Below are 24,824 nucleotides of genomic sequence, written 5' to 3'. Positions count from 1 at the left end.
CCTGAAAAATCTTAAATCCGATCTGAAGTGTGCGGAACGTCAAAAATCTGCTACGCCGATCGCGCATTTTCTTGCCTGCTTTCTCATGCTGTACCATATTCCCTGAAACGTTTCAGCGTTGTCCTCTCGGCAACCCCCGAGAAGTGCAGCGTAATTTTTCGCCATTAAGCTGAAACGATTCAATTTCAGCAAGCGAGGAGAAATATGTTCCAGCTCGACGTTCAGGCCATCCATACCGGTGCCAGTGCACAAAATAAAGAAGAGGCTATCCGTCAGGTTGCCGCTGCGTTAACCGCAGCCGGCAATGTGTCGGAAGGCTATGTTAACGGCATGCTGGCGCGCGAACAGCAGACCACCACTTTCCTGGGTAATGGTATTGCCATTCCGCATGGCACCACCGATACGCGCGATATGGTGCTGAAAACCGGCGTACAGGTTTATCAGTTCCCACAGGGCGTGGAGTGGGGCGACGGGCAAACGGCTTATGTCGCCATCGGTATCGCGGCGAAATCTGATGAACATCTTGCGCTGCTGCGTCAGCTGACTCACGTATTGAGCGATGACAGCATCGCAGAGCAGTTGAAAACCGCCTCAGCCGAAGATCTACGTGCCATCCTGATGGGTGAAAAGCAGGCCGCGGAATTCAAATTCGATACTTCGCTGATTGCGGTTGATGTTGCCGCCAGCGATCTCATCACCTTACAGGCGCTAAATGCTGGCCGTTTGCAGGCAGCAGGTGCTGTTGAAGCGACGTTTGTGGCGGATGCCGTATCGCGTACCCCACTGAGCCTCGGTCAGGGCATCTGGCTGAGCGACAGCGCCAACGGCAACCTCAACAGCGCCATCGCAGTCAGCCGTACCGCCACGCCATTTGTGCACCAGGGCGAAAATGTGGCGCTGTTGTTGACCGTGGCAGCCACCGACGATCGTCCGCTGGAAGTGCTGGGCTACCTGAGCAATCTGCTGCTGAGCAACAAAGCTGAACGTCTGCTGAAAGCCGATGCAGCAGGCATCCTCGCGTTGCTGACCAGTGAAGTGGACGAAAGCGCGGATCAACTGGTGGCTGAATTTACTATCCGCAACGAGCACGGACTGCACGCACGTCCGGGCACCGCGCTGGTCACGGTAATTAAACAGTTCAACAGTGACATCACCGTCACCAACCTTGACGGTAGCGGCAAACCGGCCAACGGACGCAGCCTGATGAAAGTCGTCGCGCTGGGCGTGAAAAAAGGCCATCGCCTGCGCTTTACCGCCAGTGGTGAAGATGCACAGCAGGCGCTGAATGCCATCGAAGAGGCCATCAATTCTGGCCTGGGCGAGGGGGTCGCATGAGCCGCCGCGTTGCCACAATCACACTGAATCCCGCTTACGATCTGGTGGGCTATACGCCAGAAATCGAACGTGGCGAAGTTAACCTGGTGAAAACCACCGGTCTGCACGCAGCGGGTAAAGGCATTAACGTCGCCAAAGTACTGAAAGATCTCGGTATTGACGTCACCGTAGGTGGATTTCTCGGGAAAGAAAATCAGGACGGTTTCCAGCAGCTGTTCAGCGAACTGGGCATCGCCAACCGTTTTCAGGTGGTGCAGGGCCGTACCCGCATTAACGTAAAGCTGACGGAAAAGGACGGTGAAGTTACCGACCTGAATTTCTCTGGCTTTAACGTCACCGCGCAGGACTGGGATCGCTTCACTGCCGATTCACTGACCTGGCTGGGACAATTTGACATGGTGTGCGTCAGCGGCAGCTTGCCAGCGGGCGTGGCACCCGAAGCGTTCACCAAATGGATGAGCGATCTGCGCACCCTGTGCCCGTGCATCATTTTCGACAGCAGTCGTGAAGCGCTGGTGGCTGGTTTAAAAGCAGCGCCGTGGCTGGTGAAGCCGAACCGTCGTGAACTGGAAATCTGGGCCGACCGCAAACTGCCAACCTTGCAGGATGTGATCGAAGCCGCGCATGAACTGCGTGAGCAGGGCATTGCCCATGTGGTGATTTCCCTTGGTGCGGAAGGCGCACTGTGGGTCAACGCCTCTGGCGAATGGATCGCCAAACCACCAGCCTGTGAAGTCGTCAGCACCGTAGGCGCGGGAGATTCGATGGTCGGAGGCCTGATTTACGGGCTGCTGATGCGTGAATCCAGCGAGCATACCCTGCGTCTGGCAACGGCAGTGGCTGCTATGGCGGTGAGCCAGAGCAACGTTGGTGTGACCGATCGTACCCAGTTGGCCGCGATGATGGCGCGCGTCGACTTACAACCCGTTAACTAACAGCAGGAGAGCGATAATGAAAACGCTGCTGATAAAAGATTCTTCACTGGGACTGGCATCAGGACATCTGGCTTTAGAGCGTCTGCGCGCGACTGCCGCACAGGCTGGCCTGACGCTGACCGACAACGCGGCCGATGCGGAACTGGTGCTGGTTGCTGGCCATGCCGTGCCGAACGATGCACAGCTGGCAGGTAAATCTGTGGCACTGATCGATGTGCAGCAGACGCTGCGCGATCCGCTGGCGGCCATTAATCAGGCTAAAGTCAGTGCCAAAGTCTGGCAGGCTGCTGCGGCGGTTGCCGCACCGGTTGCTGCACAGAGCACCGGTCAGAAACGCATTGTCGCGGTCACCGCTTGCCCAACTGGCGTGGCGCACACCTTCATGGCGGCAGAGGCGATTCAGGCAGAAGCAACCAAACGTGGCTGGTGGGTGAAAGTGGAAACCCGCGGTTCTGTGGGTGCTGGCAATGCCATCACGCCAGAAGAAGTGGCGGCGGCCGATCTGGTGATCGTGGCGGCGGATATCGATGTGGACCTGGCGAAGTTCGCCGGTAAGCCGATGTACCGCACCTCAACCAGCCTGGCGCTGAAGAAAACCGCTCAGGAACTGGATAAAGCGCAGGCAGAAGCCAAAACCTATCAGCCGAGCGGCAGCCAAACGGCCAGCACGCAAAGTGACAGCAAAGAGAAAGCCGGTGCTTATCGTCACCTGCTGACCGGCGTGTCCTACATGCTGCCGATGGTCGTCGCGGGTGGTTTGAGCATCGCGCTCTCCTTCGCCTTTGGTATCACCGCATTTAAAGAGCAGGGCACCCTGGCGGCTGCGCTGATGCAGATTGGTGGCGGCAGTGCCTTTGCGCTGATGGTACCGGTGCTGGCGGGCTTTATTGCCTTCTCGATTGCGGATCGTCCGGGTCTGACCCCGGGTCTGATTGGCGGTATGATCGCCACCAGCATTAACGCCGGTTTCCTGGGCGGGATCATCGCCGGTTTCATTGCCGGTTATGCAGCGAAGATGCTGAGCAGTAAAGTCAAATTACCGCAAAGTATGGAAGCGCTGAAGCCGATTCTGATCATTCCGCTGGTGGCGAGTTTAATTACCGGCCTGCTGATGATTTACGTGGTGGGTAAACCTGTTGCGGGCATCATGAGCGGTCTGACGCACTGGCTGGCGAACATGGGCACCGCTAATGCGGTACTGCTGGGTGCAATCCTCGGTGGCATGATGTGTACCGACATGGGTGGTCCGGTGAACAAAGTGGCCTACGCCTTCGGTGTCGGTCTGCTGAGCTCACAAACCTATGCGCCAATGGCGGCCATTATGGCTGCGGGTATGGTACCGCCGCTAGCAATGGGTCTGGCGACGATTGTTGCGCGTCGTAAGTTCAACAAAGGTCAGCAGGAAGGGGGCAAAGCGGCACTGGTTCTCGGTTTGTGCTTTATCTCTGAAGGTGCGATTCCGTTTGCAGCGCGTGACCCAATGCGTGTGCTGCCTTGCTGCATCGTCGGCGGTGCGATAACGGGTGCGGTCTCCATGTTGGTTGGCGCGAAACTGATGGCACCGCACGGTGGTCTGTTTGTACTGCTGATTCCAGGTGCAATCACCCCAGTTCTCGGTTACCTGATGTCGATTGTGATTGGTACCGCAGTGGCTGGCCTCGGTTACGCGATTCTGAAACGTCCGGAAGAAGAGCTGGCGAAAGCCGCGTAATCTTCACGGGGTAAGAAAAAGGGAGCTGCGGCTCCCTTTTTGCTGTCTGTTTTATGCCTGTTGTTCCGACTTCAACCACGCAATCTCATCTTTCCAGATATCCGGATTGATGGTTTCCAGAATCATCGGGATGCCATCAAAGCGTTTATCTTTCATCAGCCAGCTAAACACCGTCTTGCCAATGTTGCCTTCACCTAAGCTATGGTGGCGATCCACACGACTGCCGAGCGTGCTTTTGGCGTCATTCAGGTGCATGCCGCGCAGGAACTGGAAACCGACAATGCGTTCAAATTCCGCAAAGGTCTCCACACAGGCTTCTTCAGTACGCAGATCGTAACCGCCGGCAAACGCATGGCAGGTATCAATACACACGCCGACGCGTGATTTATCTTCGACGTGCTCAATAATGGTGGCGAGGTGTTCGAAACGAAAACCGAGATTGCTACCCTGACCTGCGGTGTTCTCAATCACTGCCACGACGTTGTGAGTCTGATCCAGCGCGATATTAATCGACTCGGCGATGCGCTTCAGGCATGCCTCTTCTTCGATCTGCTTCAGGTGGCTGCCAGGGTGGAAATTCAGCAGTGTCAGCCCAAGCTGTTCAGCACGCTGCATCTCATCAAGAAACGCCTCACGGGATTTTTCCAGCGCATCCATCACCGGATGGCCAAGGTTAATCAGGTAGCTGTCATGCGGCAAAATCTGCGCGGAAGTGAAGTTGTATTTCTCACAGGCGGTTTTGAAGGCATCAATCACTTCACCTGAAAGCGGGGCGGCTTTCCACTGGCGCTGATTTTTAGTGAACAGCGCAAAGGCTGTGGCTTCGAGTTCGTGGGCACGGATAACTGCCTGGTCTACGCCGCCTGATGCACTGACGTGTGCGCCGATATATTTCATGCCGCTCTCCTGATTGGGCGATTGCTGCTGCAAAGCGCACATCATAGCGGATGCGCTACGCCCATGAAATGTCGCATTGCCTGCGGGGAGAAAAACGGCACGGTCTGACACTTATCCAGCACGACACGACACCTACCAAAGTTGGCAGGTGCGCTTTTTTTCTGGTTAACTATAGTTTAACAAATTAGAAACTTTTAACTATAACCATGAAAACAGCTTATAGAAGTACTTTGGATACCGCTTTTCAGCATGAGAAATTCAACGTAATCCATAAATTAACTTTAGGTAAAACCAACGCAGTGACCCTTTTTTATAATGGTCATGGCGCAGTCGGTTTCACGCTCGCCGTGCCCGATACCGACAACTCGCTGGTCCATTTCTATCGTTATGGGGTCAATAACAGCGACCCGAAAAAGTTGTACCGCTCTGAATGCCTCTATTCCCGCCGGGAAAACTTTGGTTATCAGGACTGGCTGATTCGCACGATTACTGATGAGTTCACGGCCTGTGACACCGAGTTGGAAGAACTGATTGGCATGAAAGCCTGACTCTGAGTGGGCCGCCATTCATAAGGCGGCATCTTGCCTGCGGAAATACCTGACTGGTTTAAAAGTTAAATTGGTAATATATTGTCCATTGACCAGTATAACTAATAAGGAAGAGTCGGGATGTTGAAGCGCTTGCGCCGCTGGGCACGCTTAATTAAACGTGATGTGCTCACGCTGTGGTTTGCTTGCCGCGATCCGCGTACCCCCTGGTGGTTTAAGCTGCTGGCATTTGGCATTGTTGCCTATGCACTCAGCCCCATCGATCTCATTCCTGATTTCATTCCCATTATCGGCTTGCTCGACGACGCCATTATCGTCCCTCTGGGTGTGATCATCCTGCTGCGTTTGCTCCCGCGTGAAATTCGGATCAGCAGCGCAGAACGGGCTGATGTCCAGCGGGCACGTGGCAAGAAGATTGTCAGCTGGGCAGGATTCTTCCTGACGGTGATCGTCTGGTTAGCAGTGGTGGCTTATCTTGTGAAGCGTTACGCAATGTGAGGAGGGCGCATGCATATCACGCTGCGTCAGATTGAAGTCTTTACCGAAGTGCTGAAAAGCGGTTCAACCACTCAGGCCTCGCAGGTACTGGCACTGTCGCAGTCTGCCGTCAGTGCGGCGCTGGCCGATCTGGAAAACCAGCTCGGGGTGCAATTGTTTGATCGTGTCGGCAAACGACTGGCCCTGAACGAGCATGGTCGTTTGCTCTATCCACGCGCGGTCGGATTGCTGGAACAGGCCGGCGAGATCGAACAGCTGTTTAAAGAGGATAATGGTGCCATTCGTCTGTTTGCCAGCAGCACCATCGGCAACTATCTGCTACCGGGGATGATCGCCGCCTATCGCCGTGATTTCCCTACGCTGCCGCTCGAGCTCAGCGTCGGCAACAGCCAGGATGCGATTAACGCGGTGGCCGATTTTCGCGTGGATATCGGTTTGATTGAAGGGCCGTGCCATGAACCGGATATCGTCAGCGAGGCGTGGCTGGAGGATGAGCTGGTGGTGTTTGCTGCACCCGATGCCGACATCCTGAAACAGCCGATCACGCTAACATCACTGGCGGCCGCGCCCTGGATATTGCGAGAGCGCGGTTCGGGCACGCGTGAAATTGTCGATTACCTGCTGTTGTCTCACCTGCCGCAGTTTCAACTCGGCATGGAGCTGGGCAATTCTGAGGCAATCAAACATGCGGTGCGCCACGGCATGGGCATCAGCTGTTTATCGCGCCGGGTGATCAGCGATCTGCTGGAGGCGGGCACGCTGGTGGAAGTGGCTGTGCCGTTACCACGCCTGACGCGCACGCTGTATCGCATTCATCATCGGCAGAAGCATTTGTCGAAAGCGCTCAGCCGATTTCTCTCCTATTGCCGCGAGTAATCGCGGCTGTGAAGACGTGAGCGGCTAATAATTTCGCGCTGATTATGAAGGTAACTAATAACCCGACGTGAATGCTATACAGCCAGGGGTTAGCTGCTACAATCGCGCCTTATTTTTATCCAGCATAGCGTTTACACATGCATAATGACTCAAAAACAACACAACAACCTGGGCTGCGCCGTGAATTAAAAGCGCGCCATCTCACCATGATCGCCATTGGCGGTTCCATCGGCACCGGCCTGTTTGTCGCCTCGGGTGCCACCATTTCTCAGGCAGGTCCCGGCGGCGCATTACTCTCATACGCGCTAATTGGCCTGATGGTTTACTTCCTGATGACCAGCCTCGGCGAACTGGCGGCCTTTATGCCGGTCTCCGGCTCCTTCGCCACCTACGGCTCAAAATACGTTGAAGAAGGTTTCGGCTTCGCGCTTGGCTGGAACTACTGGTACAACTGGGCGGTCACCATCGCCGTTGATCTGGTGGCTTCACAGCTGGTGATGAACTACTGGTTCCCGGATACGCCAGGCTGGATCTGGAGCGCGCTGTTCCTCGGTCTGATGTTCCTACTTAACTACATCTCCGTCAAAGGCTTCGGCGAAGCGGAATACTGGTTCTCGCTGATCAAAGTTGCCACCGTCATCATCTTTATCGTGGTGGGCGTGCTGATGATCGCGGGGATTATGCGTGGCGCAGAAAATGCTGGCTGGCATAACTGGACCGTGGGCGACGCACCTTTTGCCGGCGGTTTTGCCGCGATGATTGGTGTGGCGATGATTGTCGGCTTCTCGTTCCAGGGCACGGAACTGATCGGCATTGCCGCCGGTGAATCACAGGACCCAGCGAAAAATATTCCACGCGCAGTGCGTCAGGTGTTCTGGCGTATCCTGCTGTTCTATATCTTTGCGATTCTGATTATCAGCCTGATTCTGCCGTATACCGATCCGAAACTGCTGCATAACGATGTCACCGATATCGCCATCAGCCCGTTCACGCTGGTGTTCCAGAATGCCGGATTACTGTCAGCTGCGGCGGTCATGAATGCGGTGATCCTGACGGCTGTGCTGTCAGCGGGTAACTCCGGCATGTACGCTTCAACGCGCATGCTGTTCAACCTGGCGCAGGAAGGTAAAGCACCGCGTATTTTTGCCAAACTGTCGAAAGGCGGTGTGCCGCGTAATGCATTGATTGCGACCACCGTGGTGGCAGGCCTCTGTTTCCTGAGCTCGAAGTTCGGCAACCAGGAAGTTTATCTGTGGCTGCTCAACACCTCAGGCATGACCGGCTTTATCGCCTGGCTCGGTATTGCGATTAGCCACTACCGCTTCCGTCGCGGTTACGTAGCGCAGGGGCATGATTTAGCGGCGCTTCCTTACCGTTCCGGCTTCTTCCCGCTCGGTCCGATTTTCGCCTTCGTACTCTGTTTGATCATTACGCTGGGGCAAAACTATCAGGCGTTTCTGGCAGATCGTATTGACTGGTATGGCGTGGCGGCGACCTACATCGGCATTCCGCTGTTCCTGCTGATTTGGCTGGGTTACAAGCTGGCACGCGGCTCGCGCTTCGTGAAGTACAGCGAGATGGAATTCCCGACCTTCAAAGAGTAATGCGTCAAACGCGTATGACATCACGCCGCAGCCTTTGGCTAGCGGCGTTTTTTTGCCAAAGATGAACCGTGTTACAACGTTTTGGGCTTTGTCATACAGATATAATTGATAATTATTATCACCTGCACTATTGTGGCTGCCGTTATGATTTCGATAAGAAACAGGTAAAACAATGCAGACCACGGATTCCGCGCTGCTGGCGGAAAATCACCGCGAAGCCGATACCATGACGCGCTATCGTCAGGTATTACGTCAGCGCCTGATGCTGATTGGCGTACTGGTACTGGCGATTCTGGCGTCAGTGATTCTTGATTTCACCCTCGGCCCGGCGGGGCTCTCCCTCGACACCCTGTGGCAAACGCTCACCCATCCTGATGCGGTGGATGCGGGCACGCGTGTGATCGTCTGGGATATTCGTCTGCCGTATGCGCTGATGGCGGTGGTGGTCGGCTTCTCACTCGGTCTGGCCGGGGCTGAGATGCAAACCATCCTCAACAACCCATTGGCGAGTCCGTTTACGCTTGGCGTCTCTTCTGCGGCCGCTTTTGGCGCGGCGCTGGCGATTATTCTCGGCATCGGTATTCCCGGCGTGCCGGACCAATGGTTTATCTCGGCGAACGCTTTTGTGTTTGCGCTGTTTGCGGCGTTAATGCTGGATGGCGTGACGCGCTGGACCAAAGTGTCGACATCGGGCGTGGTGCTGTTCGGCATCGCACTGGTGTTCACCTTTAACGCATTAGTCTCGATGATGCAGTTCATCGCCAGTGAAGATACCTTGCAGGGTCTGGTGTTCTGGACCATGGGCAGCCTGGCGCGCGCCTCGTGGGAAAAACTCGGCGTGCTCACGGCGGCTTTCGCCATCCTGATCCCGTTCTCGATGCTCAGCAGCTGGAAACTGACCGCGCTGCGCCTCGGCGAAGATCGTGCCGTGAGTTTCGGCATTGATGTGCGTCGCTTGCGTCTGGCAACGCTGCTGCGCATCAGTATTCTTTCTGCACTGGCGGTGGCCTTTGTCGGCCCGATTGGCTTTATTGGCCTGGTGGCACCGCACATTGCCCGCATGATGTTTGGTGAAGATCATCGCTACTATCTGCCAGCCAGTGCGCTGACCGGTGCGCTGGTGCTATCACTGGCTTCCGTCGCCTCGAAGAACCTGATTCCGGGTGTGATCATTCCGGTGGGCATCGTGACCTCACTGGTCGGCGTGCCGTTCTTCCTGAGTATCATTCTGCGTCATCGGGGGACGGTGTAATGGAACAGGGTTTACGTCTCAGCCATTTCTACGCCGGTTATCCGAAGCGTAAAGTCATTGAAGATCTCAACGTCCCGGCACTGCCGCGCGGCAAAATCACCGTGCTGCTGGGCCCGAACGGCTGCGGTAAATCGACGCTGTTGCGTGCGCTGGCCGGCCTGAACAAAGGGCAGGGCGAGCTGTGGCTGAACGGCGAAGAGTTAATGACCCAGCCGTTTGCACGCCGTGCGCAGCGCGTGGTGTATCTGCCGCAAAGCTTACCGGCGGGCGTGCATCTGCATGTGCTGGAATCGATTATCGTGGCGCAGCGTGCGTCCGGTGGCTTGCACAGCGCGTCGAGTGAAGCCGAGATCATGCACTTGCTGGAACAGTTGGGTATTGCTCATCTGGCGATGCGTTATCTGGATCAGCTGTCTGGTGGTCAGAAACAGCTGGTGGGCCTGGCGCAATCGCTGATTCGTCGTCCTGAACTGCTGCTGCTGGATGAGCCGCTGAGTGCGCTCGATCTTAATTACCAGTTCCATGTGATGGATTTGGTGCGCCGCGAAACCCGCCTGCGCAATATCGTCACGGTAGTGGTGGTGCATGATATCAACATCGCACTGCGTCATGCCGATCATGCGTTGATGCTGAAAGAGGGCACTCTGCTGGCTGACGGCGAGCCGTCGCAGGTGATCACGCCGGACACGCTGGCGCAGGTGTATGGCGTGCGCGGGCGTATTGAACACTGCTCGCAGGGCATGCCGCAGGTGATGATCGATGGTTTAGTGGCGGAATCGCTGGCTTAAACCTCGCAAAAGACGCTAAAGCTCAACATCAGGAAAGGCTGAAGATAAATGTTGGTGCGGCTTTAGCCAATCGCCGTCAGCCATAGCCAAAAAGGGCGCACCGGGTGCGCCCTTACTGTTATCTACATCAACTGGCGTGATTTACACCAACAGATGCTTCGCGTGGAACCGCAGATGGTCCTCGACAAAGCTGGCGATAAAGAAGTAGCTGTGGTCGTAACCCGGCTGTACGCGCAGCTCCAGCGGAAAACCCTGCTCACGCGCTACTGCTTCAAGGCGATCCGGACGTAACTGATCGGCGAGGAACTGATCGCTATCCCCCTGATCGATCAGAATCGGCAAACGCTGTTCCACTTCGCGCATCAGCAAACAACTGTCCCATTCGCGCCACGTCTGGCGATCTTCACCCAGATAGGCGCTGAACGCTTTTTGTCCCCACGGCACTTCAGTTGGATTCACAATCGGTGCGAACGCGGAAGCCGAAGCAAAACGGCCACCCTGACGCAACGCCAGCACCAGCGCGCCATGGCCGCCCATCGAATGGCCCATTACCGACTGACGATCGCTCACCTTGAAGTTGCCCGCCACCAGGGCTGGCAACTCTTCACTGAGATAATCGAACATACGATAGTGCGCCGCCCAGGGTTGCTGCGTGGCGTTGAGGTAGAAACCTGCGCCCTGACCGAGATCGTAACCGCTGTCATTGGCCACGTCGTCACCGCGCGGACTGGTGTCCGGCATTATCAGCACCAGACCCAGCTCAGCGGCAACACGCTGCGCACCGGCTTTGGTGGTGAAATTCTCGTCGCTACAGGTTAGTCCGGCGAGAAACCACACCACCGGCGGTGGCGTGTCATCCTGCGGCGGCGGCAGGAAAATGCTGAAGGTCATCGGGCAGTTCAGCACCGCCGACTGATGACGCCAGCGCTGCTGCCAGCCGCCGAAGATACGATGTTCTTCCAGCAGTTCCAGAGTGGATGCCATAACGCCTCCTTTTTACTTGTTAAAATGCACTACCGAACGAATAGATTTCCCTTCGTGCATCAGATCAAAGGCGTCGTTAATCTCTTCCAGCGGCATGGTGTGGGTGATGAAATCGTTCAGCGCGAACTTGCCGTCCAGATAATCCTGCACGATGCCCGGCAGCTGGGTGCGACCTTTCACGCCACCAAACGCTGAACCGCGCCAAACGCGTCCGGTCACCAGCTGGAACGGACGCGTGGCGATCTCTTCACCGGCACCGGCCACGCCGATAATCACAGACTCGCCCCAGCCTTTATGGCAGCACTCAAGCGCGGAACGCATCACGTTGACGTTTCCGATGCACTCAAAGGAGAAGTCCACGCCGCCGTCGGTCAGTTCAACAATCACATCCTGAATCGGCTTGTCGTAATCTTTCGGGTTGATCAAATCGGTGGCACCCAGTTTGCGCGCCAGGTCGAACTTGCTGGTGTTGAGATCGATACCGATGATGCGACCGGCTTTCGCCATCTTCGCGCCAATGATCGCCGACAAACCAATGCCGCCGAGGCCGAAGATCGCCACGGTATCGCCTTCTTTCACCTTGGCGGTATTCATCACAGCGCCCATGCCGGTGGTCACGCCGCAGCCCAGCAGGCACACTTCTTCCAGAGGCGCTTCTTTGCTGATCACTGCCAGTGAGATTTCCGGTACCACGGTGTACTCAGAGAAGGTTGAGGTGCCCATGTAATGGAAGATTGGCTGACCGTCTTTGAAGAAACGGGTGGTGCCGTCTGGCATCAAACCTTTACCCTGAGTCGAGCGGATGGCCTGACATAGGTTGGTTTTACCTGACAGACAGAACTTACATTTGCCGCACTCTGGGGTGTAAAGCGGGATCACGTGATCGCCCACTGCCACACTGGTCACGCCTTCGCCCACGGCTTCCACCACGCCACCGCCTTCGTGACCGAGGATTGCCGGGAACACGCCTTCAGGATCTTTACCTGACAGGGTATAAGCATCGGTGTGGCATACGCCGGTGGCGACGATGCGCACTAACACTTCACCTTTCTGCGGTGGCATCAGATCCACTTCTTCGATTTTCAGCGGTTCGCCCGCTGCCCAGGCAACGGCAGCGCGGGTTTTAATCATGTTCATGCAATCCCTCTTCTTCAGATGTCGTGATTTACTTAAAATTAAAAACTCACTCAGCGGTTTGCAGCGGGTGCAGCAACTCATCGTTAAGTGGGCGGTCGTCAAACATTTCAATAATCAAATATTTCAGCGCTTCTACGTTGGGCGTGAAGGCGTCGCGTCGCCACATCAGCCAGGTGGCGGTATCGCGATAAGCGGGTGGCAGTGCATGTTCCTGCACGCGGGCGCGGCCGGGCATTTGCGTCAGCACCGACGCCGGAATCATCGCCACGCCTGCGCCGCCTGCCACACACGCTACCATGGCGTGATATGACTGAATCTCCATCACGCTTTTCGGTGAGGTCTGGCTTTCGCGATACCAGGACTCCAGTTTGGTGCGATACGAACAGCTGTTACCAAAGGCAAACAACGTGTCATGCTGCGTGTCGCGGGCGCTGGTAATCGGGTCGTGATCGAGACTGGTGATCAGCACCATTTCCTCACGAAAGGCGATGCAGCCATTGAGATCGTCATGGGTGGCAGGGCCATCCACCAGCGCGGCCGCCAGCGTACCGGCGCGCACTTTATCGATGATGTCGCCCGAGGTGCCGGTGACCAGCGATAGCGCCACGTTGGGAAATCGTTGATGATAAGCCGCCAGCAGGCCGGGCAGACGGGTCGCGGCGGTGCTCTCCATCGAACCGAAGGCAAAGTTCCCGCCCGGTTCCCCGGCACGGGCCATATTCAGCGCCTCATCGCTCAGGCTGAGGATGCGCTGAGCATAATTCAGGAAATTGTGGCCCATTGGCGACAATCGAATACGCTGCTTCTCACGGATAAACAGGTCGACGCCAATCTCTTCTTCCAGCTGGCGCAAACGGGTGGTGAGATTGGAGGGCACGCGATGCAATAGCTCCGCGGCGCGCGCCAGCGAACCGGTTTCGGCCACAGAACAGAACATGCGGAGTTGTACTAAATCCATATTCTCTTTCCGTAAACAACTTGGTTAATATTATTCACTTTTCGTGAGTGTAATCGTCATGCATGCTAATAACAAGTACTAAAAGAATCTGAACGGGAGTGGGAATGGCGTTTCGTGTCGCGCTGAGCGCGTTTTTAAGTTTAGTGGTTGCCATGGGGATTGGGCGATTTGCTTTCACCCCGCAGGTGCCGCTGATGATTCAGGACCATCAGCTTACCCTGACCAGCGCCAGTCTGGTGGCGGCGCTCAACTATCTTGGTTACCTGTGTGGCTCCTTCGATGCCATGCGTGCTCGCCAGCGTGTGGAGTGGCGTTTGCAGCTGGGTGTCTGGGGCGCGGTGATCCTGACGCTGCTGTCTGCCTGCGTCAGCGGGCCGTGGCTGCACGGCTTGATCCGCTTCGTGATTGGCGGTGCCAGCGGCTGGGCGATGGTACTGATCGCCGCGTGGAGCAACGAGCAGCTGCTGCATCATGGGCGACCGGGCTTGTCGGCGGCGGTGTTTGCCGGACCGGGCACCGGTATATTCCTCAGCGGTATGCTGGCGGTGGCGCTGCATGCCAGTGGTGCCAGCGCGGCATTAGGCTGGGCGGCTTATGGCCTGCTGGCGTTGCTGTTTATCGCTGCCATTGCGCGCTTTTTACCGCGCAGCGGGCAGTTACATCGACCCGATCAGGCACCTGCGCCGCTGGTGCTCAATGGTAATCTGAAACGCCTGGTGCTGAGCTACAGTCTGGCGGGCTTCGGCTACATTCTGCCCGCAACCTTCTTGTCACAGATGACCGCCGCGCGTTTCCCGGACAGTGCGCTGGCGCAGTTTGTCTGGCCGGTGTTTGGCGGCGCGGCGGTGATCGGCATCGTGCTCGGCATTTTGACGCGGCGCTGGGGCAGCAGCCATCTGCGGCTGGCAGTGGTGCTCTGGGCGCAGGCTTTGGGCGTCATCTCCGCGATTGTCCTGCCGGGGCTGGATGGACTGTTAATTAGCGCGCTGTTAGTCGGCGGCGGGTTCTTATGCGTGGTGCAACTGACGCTGCAATACGGCCGTGAGCTGGCGCCGCATCACGCACGCTATCTGGCCGGGCTGCTGACTACCGGCTACGCGGTTGGGCAATTGGGCGGGCCGCTGCTGTCATGGATCTCCAGCTTGCTATGGCACCGCCTCGATCCTGCCTTGTGGGTCGCCGGTGGCGCGCTGATTCTGGCAGGCTTACTGGTGCTGCGCCGTTCGGCACCATGAAAAGCTTTCATCTCCGATTGGATTGATTGCTGGATTACGCGCGCGTTGTGTTTCACAATACGCGCTCAGAATTTCCCCCGCAGGCGACGATCTGCGGGCGCATCACCTGCCGGAGAAAGAGTACGATGAGCACCTTAAGTCAGGAAGCCGCCCTGGTTCACGAAGCGCTGCTGGCGCGTGGCCTGGAAACGCCGTTACGCGCCCCGGTGCGCGAAATGGATGACGAAACCCGCAAGCGTGAAATCGCCGGTCATATGACCCAAATCATGCAGTTGCTGAATCTGGATCTGGAAGATGACAGCCTGATGGAGACGCCACATCGCATCGCCAAGATGTACGTGGACGAGATCTTCTCTGGCCTTGATTACGCCAACTTCCCGAAAATCACCGTCATCGAGAACAAGATGAAGGTCGATGAGATGGTCACCGTGCGTGATATCACCCTGACCAGCACCTGTGAGCACCATTTCGTGATAATCGACGGAAAAGCCACCGTCGCTTACATCCCGAAAGAGAAAGTGATTGGTCTGTCGAAGATCAACCGCATTGTGCAGTTCTTTGCCCAGCGGCCACAGGTGCAAGAGCGTCTGACCCAGCAAGTGCTGGTGGCGCTGCAAACTTTGCTTGGCACCAACAACGTAGCGGTGTCGATTGATGCGGTGCACTACTGTGTGAAAGCGCGTGGCGTGAAAGATGCCACCAGTGCCACCACCACCACATCGCTGGGTGGGCTGTTCAAGTCCAGCCAGAATACGCGCCAGGAGTTCTTACGCGCGGTGCGTCACAGCTAATCCTTTGGGCGGCTTATTGCCGCTCGTTTTCTCTCTCCGTCAGGTCACTCGATGCAACGCTATCTTGCGCTGGATTTCATTCGTGGTTGCGCCATTCTCGGCATTCTGTTGCTCAATATCGTGGGGTTTGGCTTGCCTTCAGCAGCCTATCTCAACCCGGCGTGGCAGGGCGCTGTTTCATTCTCCGATGCCTGGACCTGGGCGATGATGGATGGCCTGGCGCAGCTGAAATTCCTCACGCTGTTTGCGCTGTTGTTCGGCGGTGGCCTGTATTTGCAAATCCCACGCGGCAGTCGCTGGATGTCGGCGCGTCTGACGTTACTGGTGCTGCTGGGTTTCATTCACAGCATCTTCTTCTGGGAAGGGGATATCCTGCTGGATTATGGTCTGACCGGGCTGATTATCTGGCGGATGCTGCGCGAAGTGCCCTCCGACAAAGCTTTGCTGCAAACTGGCGTGTTGCTCTACCTGATCGGTTGCGGCGTGCTGCTGGTGTTCTGGGGCATTTCCAGTCCTGAACCGGGACGATCGTGGCTGCCGGGTGCCGCCGATGTCGAGTATGAAAGCTACTGGAAACTGGTCGGCGGCTGGGAAGCGATTCAGAACCGTCTTGATCATCTTTCCTCCGGCCTGATGGCACTCGCCGCGCAGTACGGCTGGCAATTGGCGGGACTGATGCTGATTGGCGCGGCGTTGATGCGCAGCGGCTGGCTGAAAGGGGAGTTCAGCGTGCAGCACTATCGCCGCTCGGCCGCGCTGCTGCTGACGATCGGCTGGCTGATTGCCATCCCCGGCATTGTGGCGCAGTGGTTGCTGGGCTGGGAATTCCGCTGGAGCGGCTTTTTGTTGCAGGTGCCGCGCGATCTTGCCAGCCCGTTTATCAGCCTCGGTTATGCGGCGCTCTGCTTTGGCTTCTGGCCGCAAATCGGTGCCACGCGTTTCAGCTATGCGCTGCAATGCGTTGGCCGCATGGCACTCAGTAACTATCTGCTGCAGACCTTGATCTGTACCACGCTGTTCTATCGTTTCAATCTGTTCCTCAAGTTTGATCGCCTGCATTTGCTGGCACTGGTCCCGGCTATCTGGTTGGTTAATATCCTGTTTTCAGTGCTCTGGCTGCGCTTTTTCCCGCAGGGGCCGATGGAGTGGATTTGGCGCAAACTCACGCGTCTCGCCGCTGGTAAGACGGAGCCTTCCTCGCGCATCAGATAATGATGTTCATCACAAAGGTTGCAGATTTGTATGTAACCGTTTTCATCCGTGTGACGTGATTCACGCAGCTGAACAAAATGCCCTGACAAAATAGCGCCGTTACGCGCTTGTCGCGCATTTTCTCCTCTGTGGAACAGCTGCATGATAACGATTCGAGATGTCGCCCGTCAGGCCGGTGTATCAGTAGCCACCGTGTCGCGTGTGCTCAATAACAGCAGTGCAGTTACCCCTGATACCCGCGAAGCCGTGCTACAGGCGGTGGAGGCGTTGGGTTATCGCCCTAACGCCAATGCGCAGGCACTGGCCACTCAGGTCAGTGACACCATCGGCGTGGTGGTGATGGACGTATCCGATCCCTTCTTTGGCGCATTAGTGAAAGCGGTAGATACCGTGGCACAGCGTGTTCACAAACATGTATTGATCAGCAACTCGTGGCACCAGGAAGAGAAAGAGCGCCATGCCATTGAGGTGCTGATCCGCCAACGATGTAACGCTTTAGTGGTCCACGCGAAAACGCTTTCAGACGCTGAACTGACTCATTTTATGGACCAGGTTCCAGGTATGGTGTTGATAAACCGCACTATTCCGGGCTATGAGCATCGCTGTGTCTGCCTCGATAATGTAACGGGATCTCTGATGGCTACGCGCATGTTGTTACAACAGGGTCATCAACGCATTGGCTATCTTAGCTCCAGCCACCCGATTGAAGATGTCACACAACGCCGCGAAGGCTGGCTGCAGGCCCTGTCAGAGCAGGGGATTCGCCCGCAGGAGTCCTGGATTGCCCATGGTGAACCGGATATGCAGGGCGGTGAAGCAGCGATGGTGGAGTTACTGGGCCGTAACCTGCATTTAACCGCCATCTTCTCCTACTGTGATGGCATGGCCGCCGGTGCCCTAACCGCATTGAAAGACAATGGTATTCAGGTGCCACAGCACTTCTCCGTCATCGGCTTTGATGATATTCCCATCTCGCGTTACACCGATCCACAACTGACAACCGTACGCTATCCTATTGTTTCCATGGCGAAATTGGCCACGGAGCTGGCGCTGAAGGGCGCAGCCGGAGAACTCGATCCTGATGCCACACACTGCTTTATGCCGACCCTGGTACGCCGCCATTCGGTCGCTCAGCGGCAAATTGTGGAGTCGGTCACTAATTCGGGCGATAGCGCTGTGTAACCGTTTCCAATCTGTGATTACATTCACAGTTAATTAACATGGCGCTCACTATGATGGCAGCGTCTTACCGGACTGAAACATCATGTAACGCCGGGTTTTCCTTCTCCGGTCAGGTTTCAGTAGCCGATTGAAATAGTTCACAACACTCTTCAGGAAGCGTTTACGTACAGGGAAGTCAGGATAGCGATGGTGGCCCGGCTTTGCGTTACGCGTCCGCCCCATAAATGAGTTTGAACCGACTGCGCTGGTTGCCCGCAGGCAGCACAGCGCGATGATATGCCCTACATAAAAAACCGGAGATACCATGAATAAGAAGGTTTTCACGCTCACAGCACTGGTTGCCAGCATGATGTTTGGTGCAACTGCGCACGCCGCGGATACCCGCATTGGCGTGACAATTTATAAATACGACGACAACTTTATGTCTATGGTTCGCAAGGACATCGATAGCGAAGCCAAAAAACTGGGCGGCATCCAGCTGCTGATGAATGACTCGCAGAACAGCCAGTCTACCCAGAACGACCAGATTGACGTACTGATGGCCAAAGGCGTGAAAGCGCTGGCAATCAACCTGGTTGACCCTGCTGCTGCGGCGGTGGTGATCGACAAAGCGAAAGCGAATGATGTGCCAGTAGTGTTCTTCAACAAAGAGCCGAATGCCAAAGTGCTGGCCAGCTATCCGAAAGCCTACTACGTGGGTACCGACTCTAAAGAGTCAGGCATCATCCAGGCCAAACTGATTGAGAAGCACTGGAAAGCGACTCCAGCCTGGGATCTGAACAAAGATGGTCAGATTCAGTTTGCGCTGCTGAAAGGCGAGCCAGGCCACCCGGATGCTGAAGCACGTACCAAATACGTGATCGAAACTCTGAACACCGATGGTTTCAAAACTCAGCAGCTGGCGATGGATACCGCGATGTGGGATACCGCGCAGGCAAAAGATAAAGTTGATGCCTGGCTGTCTGGCCCGAACGGCAACAAAATCGAAGTGATCATCGCCAACAACGATGCCATGGCAATGGGTGCTGTCGAAGCCCTGAAAGCCCACAACAAAACCAACATTCCAGTGTTCGGTGTGGATGCGCTGCCAGAAGCGTTGGCATTAGTGAAATCAGGTGCGATGGCCGGTACCGTGCTGAACGATGCGGAAAACCAGGCGAAAGCTACCATTGATATCGCGAAAAACCTGGCGGATGGCAAAGAGCCAACTGCGGGTACTAGCTTCAAGATGGAAAACAAAATTGTACGTGTTCCTTACGTACCAGTAGATAAAGAAAACCTGTCTCAGTTTGTGAAGTAATACGTACCGGGCGCGGCAGCACGCCGCGCCTTATTGCATCTGACCCACGTTTTATTTAGCCAGGTAAATTATGGCCAGTGAGAATCCGACCGCACAGCGTGAATATCTGCTGGAGATGACGAATGTCTCGAAATCATTTCCAGGGGTGAAAGCCTTAGATAATGTGAATTTGAAAGTGCGGCCGCACTCAGTCCATGCCTTAATGGGCGAAAACGGCGCCGGAAAATCCACATTATTAAAATGCCTGTTTGGTATTTATAAAAAGGATACGGGGAGCATCCTGTTTCAGGGTGAAGAGATTGATTATAAAAGTTCCAAAGAAGCGCTGGAGAATGGCGTTTCAATGGTGCATCAGGAATTAAACCTGGTATTACAGCGCAACGTGATGGATAACATGTGGCTTGGCCGCTATCCACGCAAAGGCGTGTTTGTTGATCAGGATAAAATGTATCGCGATACCAAAGCGATCTTTGATGAATTAGATATTGATATCGATCCACGTGATAAAGTGGCGAATCTTTCTGTTTCGCAGATGCAGATGATTGAAATTGCCAAGGCATTTTCCTATGACGCGAAAATCGTCATTATGGATGAGCCGACGTCATCGTTGACCGAAAAAGAAGTGAATCACTTGTTCACTATTATCCGTAAGCTGAAAGATCGTGGCTGCGGTATTGTGTATATCTCGCACAAAATGGAAGAGATTTTCCAGCTGTGTGATGAGATTACGATTTTGCGTGATGGACAATGGATTGCCACCCAGCCGCTGGAAGGGCTGGATATGGATAAGATCATCGCCATGATGGTTGGTCGTTCATTGAATCAGCGCTTCCCGGACAAAACCAACGTGCCGGGTGAGACCATTCTTGAGGTGCGCCATTTAACTTCGCTGCGTCAACCGTCGATCCGCGATATCTCTTTTGACCTGCGCAAAGGGGAGATTCTGGGCATTGCCGGCCTGGTGGGCGCGAAGCGTACTGACATCGTTGAAACCCTGTTTGGGATTCGTGAGAAGTCGGGCGGTACCATCAAATTGCACGGCAAAGCGATCAATAACCACAGCGCGAATGAAGCCATTAACCACGGTTTTGCGCTGGTGACGGAAGAGCGTCGTTCAACCGGGATTTATGCCTATCTGGATATTGGTTTTAACTCGCTTATTTCCAATATTAAGAAATATAAATCCAGCATGGGTTTGCTTGATAATAAGCGCATGAAGAGTGATACCCAGTGGGTGATTGATTCAATGCGCGTGAAAACGCCGGGTCATCATACGCAAATTGGTTCGCTTTCCGGTGGTAACCAGCAGAAAGTTATTATTGGTCGCTGGTTATTAACTCAGCCGGAAATTCTGATGCTGGATGAACCGACACGCGGTATTGACGTCGGTGCTAAGTTCGAAATTTATCAGCTTATTTCTGAGTTGGCGAAGAAAGAGAAGGGGATCATTATTATCTCTTCTGAAATGCCAGAATTGCTGGGAATTACCGATCGTATTTTAGTGATGAGTAATGGCCTGGTAGCGGGCATTGTCGAGACCAAAACGACCTCGCAGAATGAAATCCTGCGTTTAGCGTCATTACACCTTTAATGAAGCAAGGGCTTTAACATGAAAGCGACTACTAAAAAGAATGCGCTAACCTGGTTAAAAGAGGGCGGCATTTACGTTGTCCTGTTGGTACTGCTGGCAATTATTATTTTCCAGGATCCGACGTTTTTAAGTTTGATGAACCTGAGTAACATTCTGACCCAATCTTCGGTGCGTATTATTATTGCACTGGGCGTGGCCGGATTGATCGTGACGCAGGGTACTGACCTGTCAGCCGGACGCCAGGTCGGTCTGGCCGCGGTGGTGGCCGCCACTTTGCTGCAATCGATGGATAACGCCAACAAGGTGTTCCCGCACCTCGATACCGTGCCGATTCCATTGGTGATCCTGACCGTGTGCATCATCGGTGGTGTGATTGGCCTGGTGAACGGCGTGATCATTGCCTATCTGAAGGTGACACCGTTTATCACCACGTTGGGCACCATGATCATCGTTTACGGTATCAACTCGCTGTATTACGACTTCGTTGGTGCTTCACCGGTTGCTGGTTTTGACTCACGCTTCTCCACCTTTGCCCAGGGCTTCTTGCGTTTCGGTGATTTTAAGCTGTCATTCATTACTTTCTACGCGTTTATCGCCATTATTTTTGTCTGGATTCTGTGGAATAAGACGCGCTTCGGTAAGAACATTTTCGCTATCGGTGGCAACCCAGAGGCTGCACGTGTTTCAGGTGTTAACGTGCCGCTGAACCTGATTCTGGTCTATGCGCTGTCAGGTGTGTTTTACGCCTTCGGCGGGATGTTGGAAGCGGGCCGTATCGGCAGTGCCACTAACAACCTCGGCTTTATGTATGAGCTGGATGCGATTGCGGCTTGCGTGGTTGGCGGCGTGTCATTTGCGGGTGGCGTGGGTACCGTGGCAGGTGTGGTGACCGGTGTGATTATCTTCACCGTTATCAACTACGGTCTGACTTATATCGGCGTGAACCCTTACTGGCAGTACATCATCAAGGGCGGCATCATCATCTTCGCCGTCGCATTGGATTCACTGAAGTACGCACGTAAAAAATAAGACTTAGCACACAGCAAAACATCACTGCAAAAGGCTGCCATCTTATGAATGGTGGCCTTTTTATTTGTGCATACTGCGAAGGGCGAAGGGCGAAGGGCGAAGGGCGAGGGGCGAAGGGCGAGGGGCGGGTGCGAGGACCGCCAGCCCCCAAAGCGGCACCAGACAGCGTCACCCTCGCAGCCCAAAGCGTCACCACAGCAGCCCAAAGCGGCACCAGACAGCGTCACCACAATATCTTCAGGCAGCGTTACTTCTGCAGTTTCTCTTCCAAATCCAGCAACTGCTCTGGTGTCACCGCCGGATAGCTCTGCGCATCTTCTGGCACTTCATGCACCGCCGGAATCGGCACCAGCGGCCCAAGGAAGCGAGGCTCACGTTTCATCAGATACAAATCAGCCAGCGCGCCTAAACGTGCGCCGACCTCACGGAAACGCACTGACAGCATATTTTTCGGCGACGGCACGGCATAGCACTGTGCCTGTATCCCCAGGTGCTGAGCGATGTAAAGCGCGCGTTCACAGTGGAAACGTTGCGTAATGATGATGAAATCATTGGTATCGAAAACCTTGCGCGTTCGTACGATTGAATCCAGCGTGCGGAACCCAGCATAGTCGAGCACGATATCGGCAGGATCGACACCAGCTTTGATAAGATCGCGACGCATGGTCATCGGTTCGTTATAGCTTTGCTGCGCGTTGTCACCACTCAACAGCAGATAATTCACCTTGCCGCTGTTGTACGCGTTGAGCGCACCCTGAATGCGATAAAGGTAATACTGATTGATGACGCCAGTGCGGTAATACTTGGCCGTGCCTAAGACCACCCCGACCTGACGATGCGGCAGTGAAGTGACATCTTCATAAATAAAGGGCGCGGTTTTCCAACTGATCCAGCGATCCAGGCCGAGCGCGGTCGCCACCATCAATAAGATGATGAAAAACAGACCAAAGAAAACGCGTTTAATCATGCGCGTAAGCACTCGGTTGGCGAAAAAAAGGATGGCTAAAGGCTACTTGAGGTGGGGGCGCTAAGCAAGTTTACGCCGGTTGGCTGGCGATATTTTAAGCGCAGCCGGTACTATATTCACCGGCTGCGCTGGCTGATTAGATAGAAGTACGGCGATAATGACGATACTGCGGCAGCCAGAAGTTGTTGTTCACGGCTTTCGACAGCACATCTTCTGAAGTGACCACGGCCACGCCAGCCAACTGCGCTGCTTTACCCACTTCCATGGCGATCAGCTTTGATACGCCCTGAATGTGTTTCAATTCTGGCAGCACCGGGCCTTCGCCATCGTTCACCAGCGGTGAACAGTCGGCCAATGCACGGCTGGCGGTCATCAGCATCGAATCGGTGATGCGAGTGGCACCGGCGGCAATCACACCCAAACCAATACCTGGGAAGATATAGGAGTTATTGCACTGGGCAATCGGGTAGGTTTTACCTTTCCAGGTCACAGGCGCAAATGGGCTGCCGGTGGCGACCAGCGCTTCACCGTCGGTCCAGGAAATGATATCCGCTGGTGTGGCTTCAACGCGTGAGGTTGGGTTCGACAGCGGCATCACAATCGGACGCTTGGTGTGCTTGTGCATCTCGCGGATGATCTCTTCGGTGAACAGACCCGGCTGGCCGGACACACCAATCAGAATGTCTGGCTTCGCGTTGCGCACCACATCCAACAGTGAAATAGAATCGCTGGTCACATCCCAGTCCTTCAGGTTTTCACTCTTCTGCACCAGTTTGCTCTGGAAATCGAGCAAATTAGGCAGTTTGTCGGTCAACAGACCAAAGCGATCCACCATCATCACGCGGGAACGCGCTTCGTCGTCGCTCAGACCTTCGGACTTCATCTGCGCGACGATCTGCTCAGCGATACCGCAGCCGGCGGAACCCGCGCCGAGGAACACCACTTTCTGCTCGCACAGACGGCTGCCCGCTGCACGGCTGGCGGCGATCAGGGTGCCTACGGTAACAGCGGCGGTGCCCTGAATATCATCGTTAAAGCAGCATACTTCATCGCGATAACGCTCGAGCAACGGCATGGCGTTCTTCTGCGCGAAGTCCTCAAACTGCAGCAGCACGTTCGGCCAGCGGCGTTTCACTGCCTGAATAAACTCATCAACGAAGGCTTCGTACTCTTCGCCGGTAATACGCGGATGGCGCCAGCCCATATACAGCGGATCGTTCAGCAACTGCTGATTGTTCGTTCCCACATCCAGCACCACGGGCAGGGTATACGCCGGGCTGATCCCGCCACACGCGGTGTACAGCGACAGCTTACCGATTGGAATACCCATACCGCCGATGCCGAGGTCGCCGAGGCCGAGAATACGCTCGCCATCGGTCACCACGATCACTTTCACGTTCTGCTTAGTGGCGTTTTGCAGCATATCTTCAATGCGATCGCGGTTGTTATACGAGATGAAAACACCGCGCGCACGACGATAAATTTCCGAGAAGTGTTCACAGGCCGCGCCGACGGTTGGGGTGTAAATAATCGGCATCATCTCTTCCAGATGATTATCCAGCAGGCGGTAGAACAGGGTTTCGTTGGTGTCCTGAATGTTGCGCAGATAGACGTGCTTGTCGTTATTGTTTTTGAAATCCAGGAACTGACGCCAGGCACGCTCTGCCTGCTCTTCGATGGTTTCAACGGCTTCGGGTAACAGGCCATTGAGATTGAATTCGTTGCGTTCTTCCAGGGTGAAGGCGCTGCCTTTATTCAGCAGCGGAAATTCCAGCAGAATCGGACCCGCGTAAGGAATATACAGCGGACGTTTACTTTCGTAGTCGAGTTCCATGCAGTGTTTGCTCCGGTTGCAGTGTTTTCTGACGTGTCACCGGGAAAAGGTAACGCCAGACCTGTTTCTTGTGAAGTGGTTCTGGCGCCCGATCCTATGAGGATTCTTGCAGATGTACAGCTTTTGTTAATAGAAAGTCACAAAAGCGATGAAAGGATCA

Annotated in this window: 22 protein-coding genes; 16 read left to right on the top strand and 6 right to left on the bottom strand. The window is 55.0% G+C overall.

The annotated features are described in order from the left end of the window. The first annotated feature begins 204 nt into the window (after window positions 1-204). Genes fruB through fruA form a run of 3 tightly spaced genes read left to right on the top strand, consistent with a single transcriptional unit; the run spans window position 205 to window position 3,981 of the window. Entirely contained in the window at window positions 205-1,335 is a 1,131-nt protein-coding gene (fruB, locus tag ACCW76_RS07130) for a fused PTS fructose transporter subunit IIA/HPr protein (protein ID WP_038645829.1), read from the top strand. Further along, window positions 1,332-2,270: a 1-phosphofructokinase gene (fruK, locus tag ACCW76_RS07125; RefSeq protein ID WP_038645831.1), complete on the top strand. Its 939-nt coding sequence runs from the start codon at window positions 1,332-1,334 to the stop codon at window positions 2,268-2,270. The genes fruB and fruK overlap by 4 nt, the downstream gene beginning before the upstream one ends. A 16-nt stretch (window positions 2,271-2,286) precedes the next feature. After that, window positions 2,287-3,981 carry a PTS fructose transporter subunit IIBC gene (fruA, locus tag ACCW76_RS07120; RefSeq protein WP_436338143.1) on the top strand — a complete coding sequence of 565 codons (1,695 nt, stop codon included), beginning with the start codon at window positions 2,287-2,289 and terminating at the stop codon, window positions 3,979-3,981. Between the two features lie 51 nt (window positions 3,982-4,032). On the opposite strand, the gene nfo is transcribed toward fruA, so the two are convergent. Beyond that, window positions 4,033-4,878: a deoxyribonuclease IV gene (nfo, locus tag ACCW76_RS07115; RefSeq protein ID WP_038649994.1), complete on the bottom strand. Its 846-nt coding sequence runs from the start codon at window positions 4,876-4,878 to the stop codon at window positions 4,033-4,035. Between the two features lie 230 nt (window positions 4,879-5,108). Here nfo and ACCW76_RS07110 point away from each other — a divergent pair, with 230 nt between their 5' ends. The 6 genes from ACCW76_RS07110 to ACCW76_RS07085 all read left to right on the top strand — a co-directional run bounded on the left by ACCW76_RS07110 (window position 5,109) and on the right by ACCW76_RS07085 (window position 10,444). Next, window positions 5,109-5,426, top strand: coding sequence for a hypothetical protein (locus ACCW76_RS07110; protein ID WP_038645835.1), 318 nt, complete (start codon window positions 5,109-5,111; stop codon window positions 5,424-5,426). A 120-nt stretch (window positions 5,427-5,546) separates the two neighbouring features. Beyond that, the gene (locus tag ACCW76_RS07105; protein WP_034824950.1) at window positions 5,547-5,924 is read left to right on the top strand and encodes a YkvA family protein; all 378 of its coding nucleotides are present in this window, start codon (window positions 5,547-5,549) and stop codon (window positions 5,922-5,924) included. A 9-nt stretch (window positions 5,925-5,933) separates the two neighbouring features. Then, window positions 5,934-6,800 carry a DNA-binding transcriptional regulator YeiE gene (yieE, locus tag ACCW76_RS07100; RefSeq protein WP_436338142.1) on the top strand — a complete coding sequence of 289 codons (867 nt, stop codon included), beginning with the start codon at window positions 5,934-5,936 and terminating at the stop codon, window positions 6,798-6,800. A gap of 137 nt (window positions 6,801-6,937) precedes the next feature. Further along, complete coding sequence (locus ACCW76_RS07095; protein ID WP_038645839.1) at window positions 6,938-8,404, top strand: amino acid permease; 1,467 nt, start codon at window positions 6,938-6,940, stop codon at window positions 8,402-8,404. Window positions 8,405-8,576: 172 nt separating this feature from the next. After that, window positions 8,577-9,656, top strand: a complete 1,080-nt coding sequence (locus ACCW76_RS07090; protein ID WP_436338141.1) for a FecCD family ABC transporter permease — start codon at window positions 8,577-8,579, stop codon at window positions 9,654-9,656. Beyond that, a complete protein-coding gene (locus ACCW76_RS07085) occupies window positions 9,656-10,444 on the top strand; it encodes an ABC transporter ATP-binding protein (RefSeq protein ID WP_045813610.1) in 789 nt (262 codons plus the stop codon). Before ACCW76_RS07090 ends, ACCW76_RS07085 begins: the two co-directional genes overlap by 1 nt. 141 nt (window positions 10,445-10,585) lie before the next feature. Here the strand turns inward: ACCW76_RS07085 and fghA are convergent, their stop codons facing one another. From fghA to ptrR, 3 genes are read right to left on the bottom strand one after another with little or no spacing between them, the layout of a single operon-like run. Beyond that, entirely contained in the window at window positions 10,586-11,428 is an 843-nt protein-coding gene (gene fghA, locus ACCW76_RS07080; RefSeq protein WP_436338140.1) for an S-formylglutathione hydrolase, read from the bottom strand. A gap of 12 nt (window positions 11,429-11,440) precedes the next feature. Then, window positions 11,441-12,565 carry an S-(hydroxymethyl)glutathione dehydrogenase/class III alcohol dehydrogenase gene (locus ACCW76_RS07075; protein ID WP_038645848.1) on the bottom strand — a complete coding sequence of 375 codons (1,125 nt, stop codon included), beginning with the start codon at window positions 12,563-12,565 and terminating at the stop codon, window positions 11,441-11,443. A 46-nt stretch (window positions 12,566-12,611) separates the two neighbouring features. Then, on the bottom strand, window positions 12,612-13,523 hold the full coding sequence (gene ptrR / locus ACCW76_RS07070; RefSeq protein ID WP_038645851.1) for a putrescine utilization regulator PtrR: 912 nt from the start codon (window positions 13,521-13,523) through the stop codon (window positions 12,612-12,614). Between the two features lie 104 nt (window positions 13,524-13,627). Between ptrR and ACCW76_RS07065 the strand changes: the two genes are divergently transcribed. The 7 genes from ACCW76_RS07065 (at window position 13,628) to mglC (ending at window position 21,863) form a co-directional block, all read left to right on the top strand. Continuing rightward, on the top strand, window positions 13,628-14,758 hold the full coding sequence (locus ACCW76_RS07065; protein WP_045813608.1) for a YbfB/YjiJ family MFS transporter: 1,131 nt from the start codon (window positions 13,628-13,630) through the stop codon (window positions 14,756-14,758). A gap of 125 nt (window positions 14,759-14,883) precedes the next feature. Then, on the top strand, window positions 14,884-15,549 hold the full coding sequence (folE, locus tag ACCW76_RS07060) for a GTP cyclohydrolase I FolE (RefSeq protein ID WP_034824925.1): 666 nt from the start codon (window positions 14,884-14,886) through the stop codon (window positions 15,547-15,549). 51 nt (window positions 15,550-15,600) lie between these two features. Then, on the top strand, window positions 15,601-16,761 hold the full coding sequence (yeiB, locus tag ACCW76_RS07055) for a DUF418 domain-containing protein YeiB (protein WP_436338139.1): 1,161 nt from the start codon (window positions 15,601-15,603) through the stop codon (window positions 16,759-16,761). A gap of 141 nt (window positions 16,762-16,902) precedes the next feature. Continuing rightward, complete coding sequence (gene galS, locus ACCW76_RS07050; RefSeq protein ID WP_038645861.1) at window positions 16,903-17,943, top strand: HTH-type transcriptional regulator GalS; 1,041 nt, start codon at window positions 16,903-16,905, stop codon at window positions 17,941-17,943. Window positions 17,944-18,247: 304 nt separating this feature from the next. Further along, complete coding sequence (gene mglB, locus ACCW76_RS07045; protein WP_167140405.1) at window positions 18,248-19,243, top strand: galactose/glucose ABC transporter substrate-binding protein MglB; 996 nt, start codon at window positions 18,248-18,250, stop codon at window positions 19,241-19,243. Window positions 19,244-19,313: 70 nt separating this feature from the next. Further along, window positions 19,314-20,834 (top strand): galactose/methyl galactoside ABC transporter ATP-binding protein MglA, encoded by a 1,521-nt coding sequence (gene mglA / locus ACCW76_RS07040; protein ID WP_034824907.1) that lies wholly within the window; start codon window positions 19,314-19,316, stop codon window positions 20,832-20,834. Between the two features lie 18 nt (window positions 20,835-20,852). Next, complete coding sequence (gene mglC / locus ACCW76_RS07035; protein WP_436338138.1) at window positions 20,853-21,863, top strand: galactose/methyl galactoside ABC transporter permease MglC; 1,011 nt, start codon at window positions 20,853-20,855, stop codon at window positions 21,861-21,863. Window positions 21,864-22,110: 247 nt separating this feature from the next. On the opposite strand, the gene sanA is transcribed toward mglC, so the two are convergent. After that, window positions 22,111-22,830 carry an outer membrane permeability protein SanA gene (gene sanA / locus ACCW76_RS07030; RefSeq protein WP_436338137.1) on the bottom strand — a complete coding sequence of 240 codons (720 nt, stop codon included), beginning with the start codon at window positions 22,828-22,830 and terminating at the stop codon, window positions 22,111-22,113. Between the two features lie 136 nt (window positions 22,831-22,966). After that, window positions 22,967-24,664, bottom strand: coding sequence for an NAD-dependent malic enzyme (locus ACCW76_RS07025; protein ID WP_045813604.1), 1,698 nt, complete (start codon window positions 24,662-24,664; stop codon window positions 22,967-22,969). Window positions 24,665-24,824: the final 160 nt, after the last annotated feature.

This window comes from Pantoea sp. C8B4 (genome assembly GCF_051336905.1).
Classification (GTDB): Bacteria; Pseudomonadota; Gammaproteobacteria; order Enterobacterales; family Enterobacteriaceae; genus Pantoea; species Pantoea rwandensis_B.
Note: the sequence above shows the minus strand (reverse complement) of the source record. Positions and strands in the feature narration are given on the sequence as shown.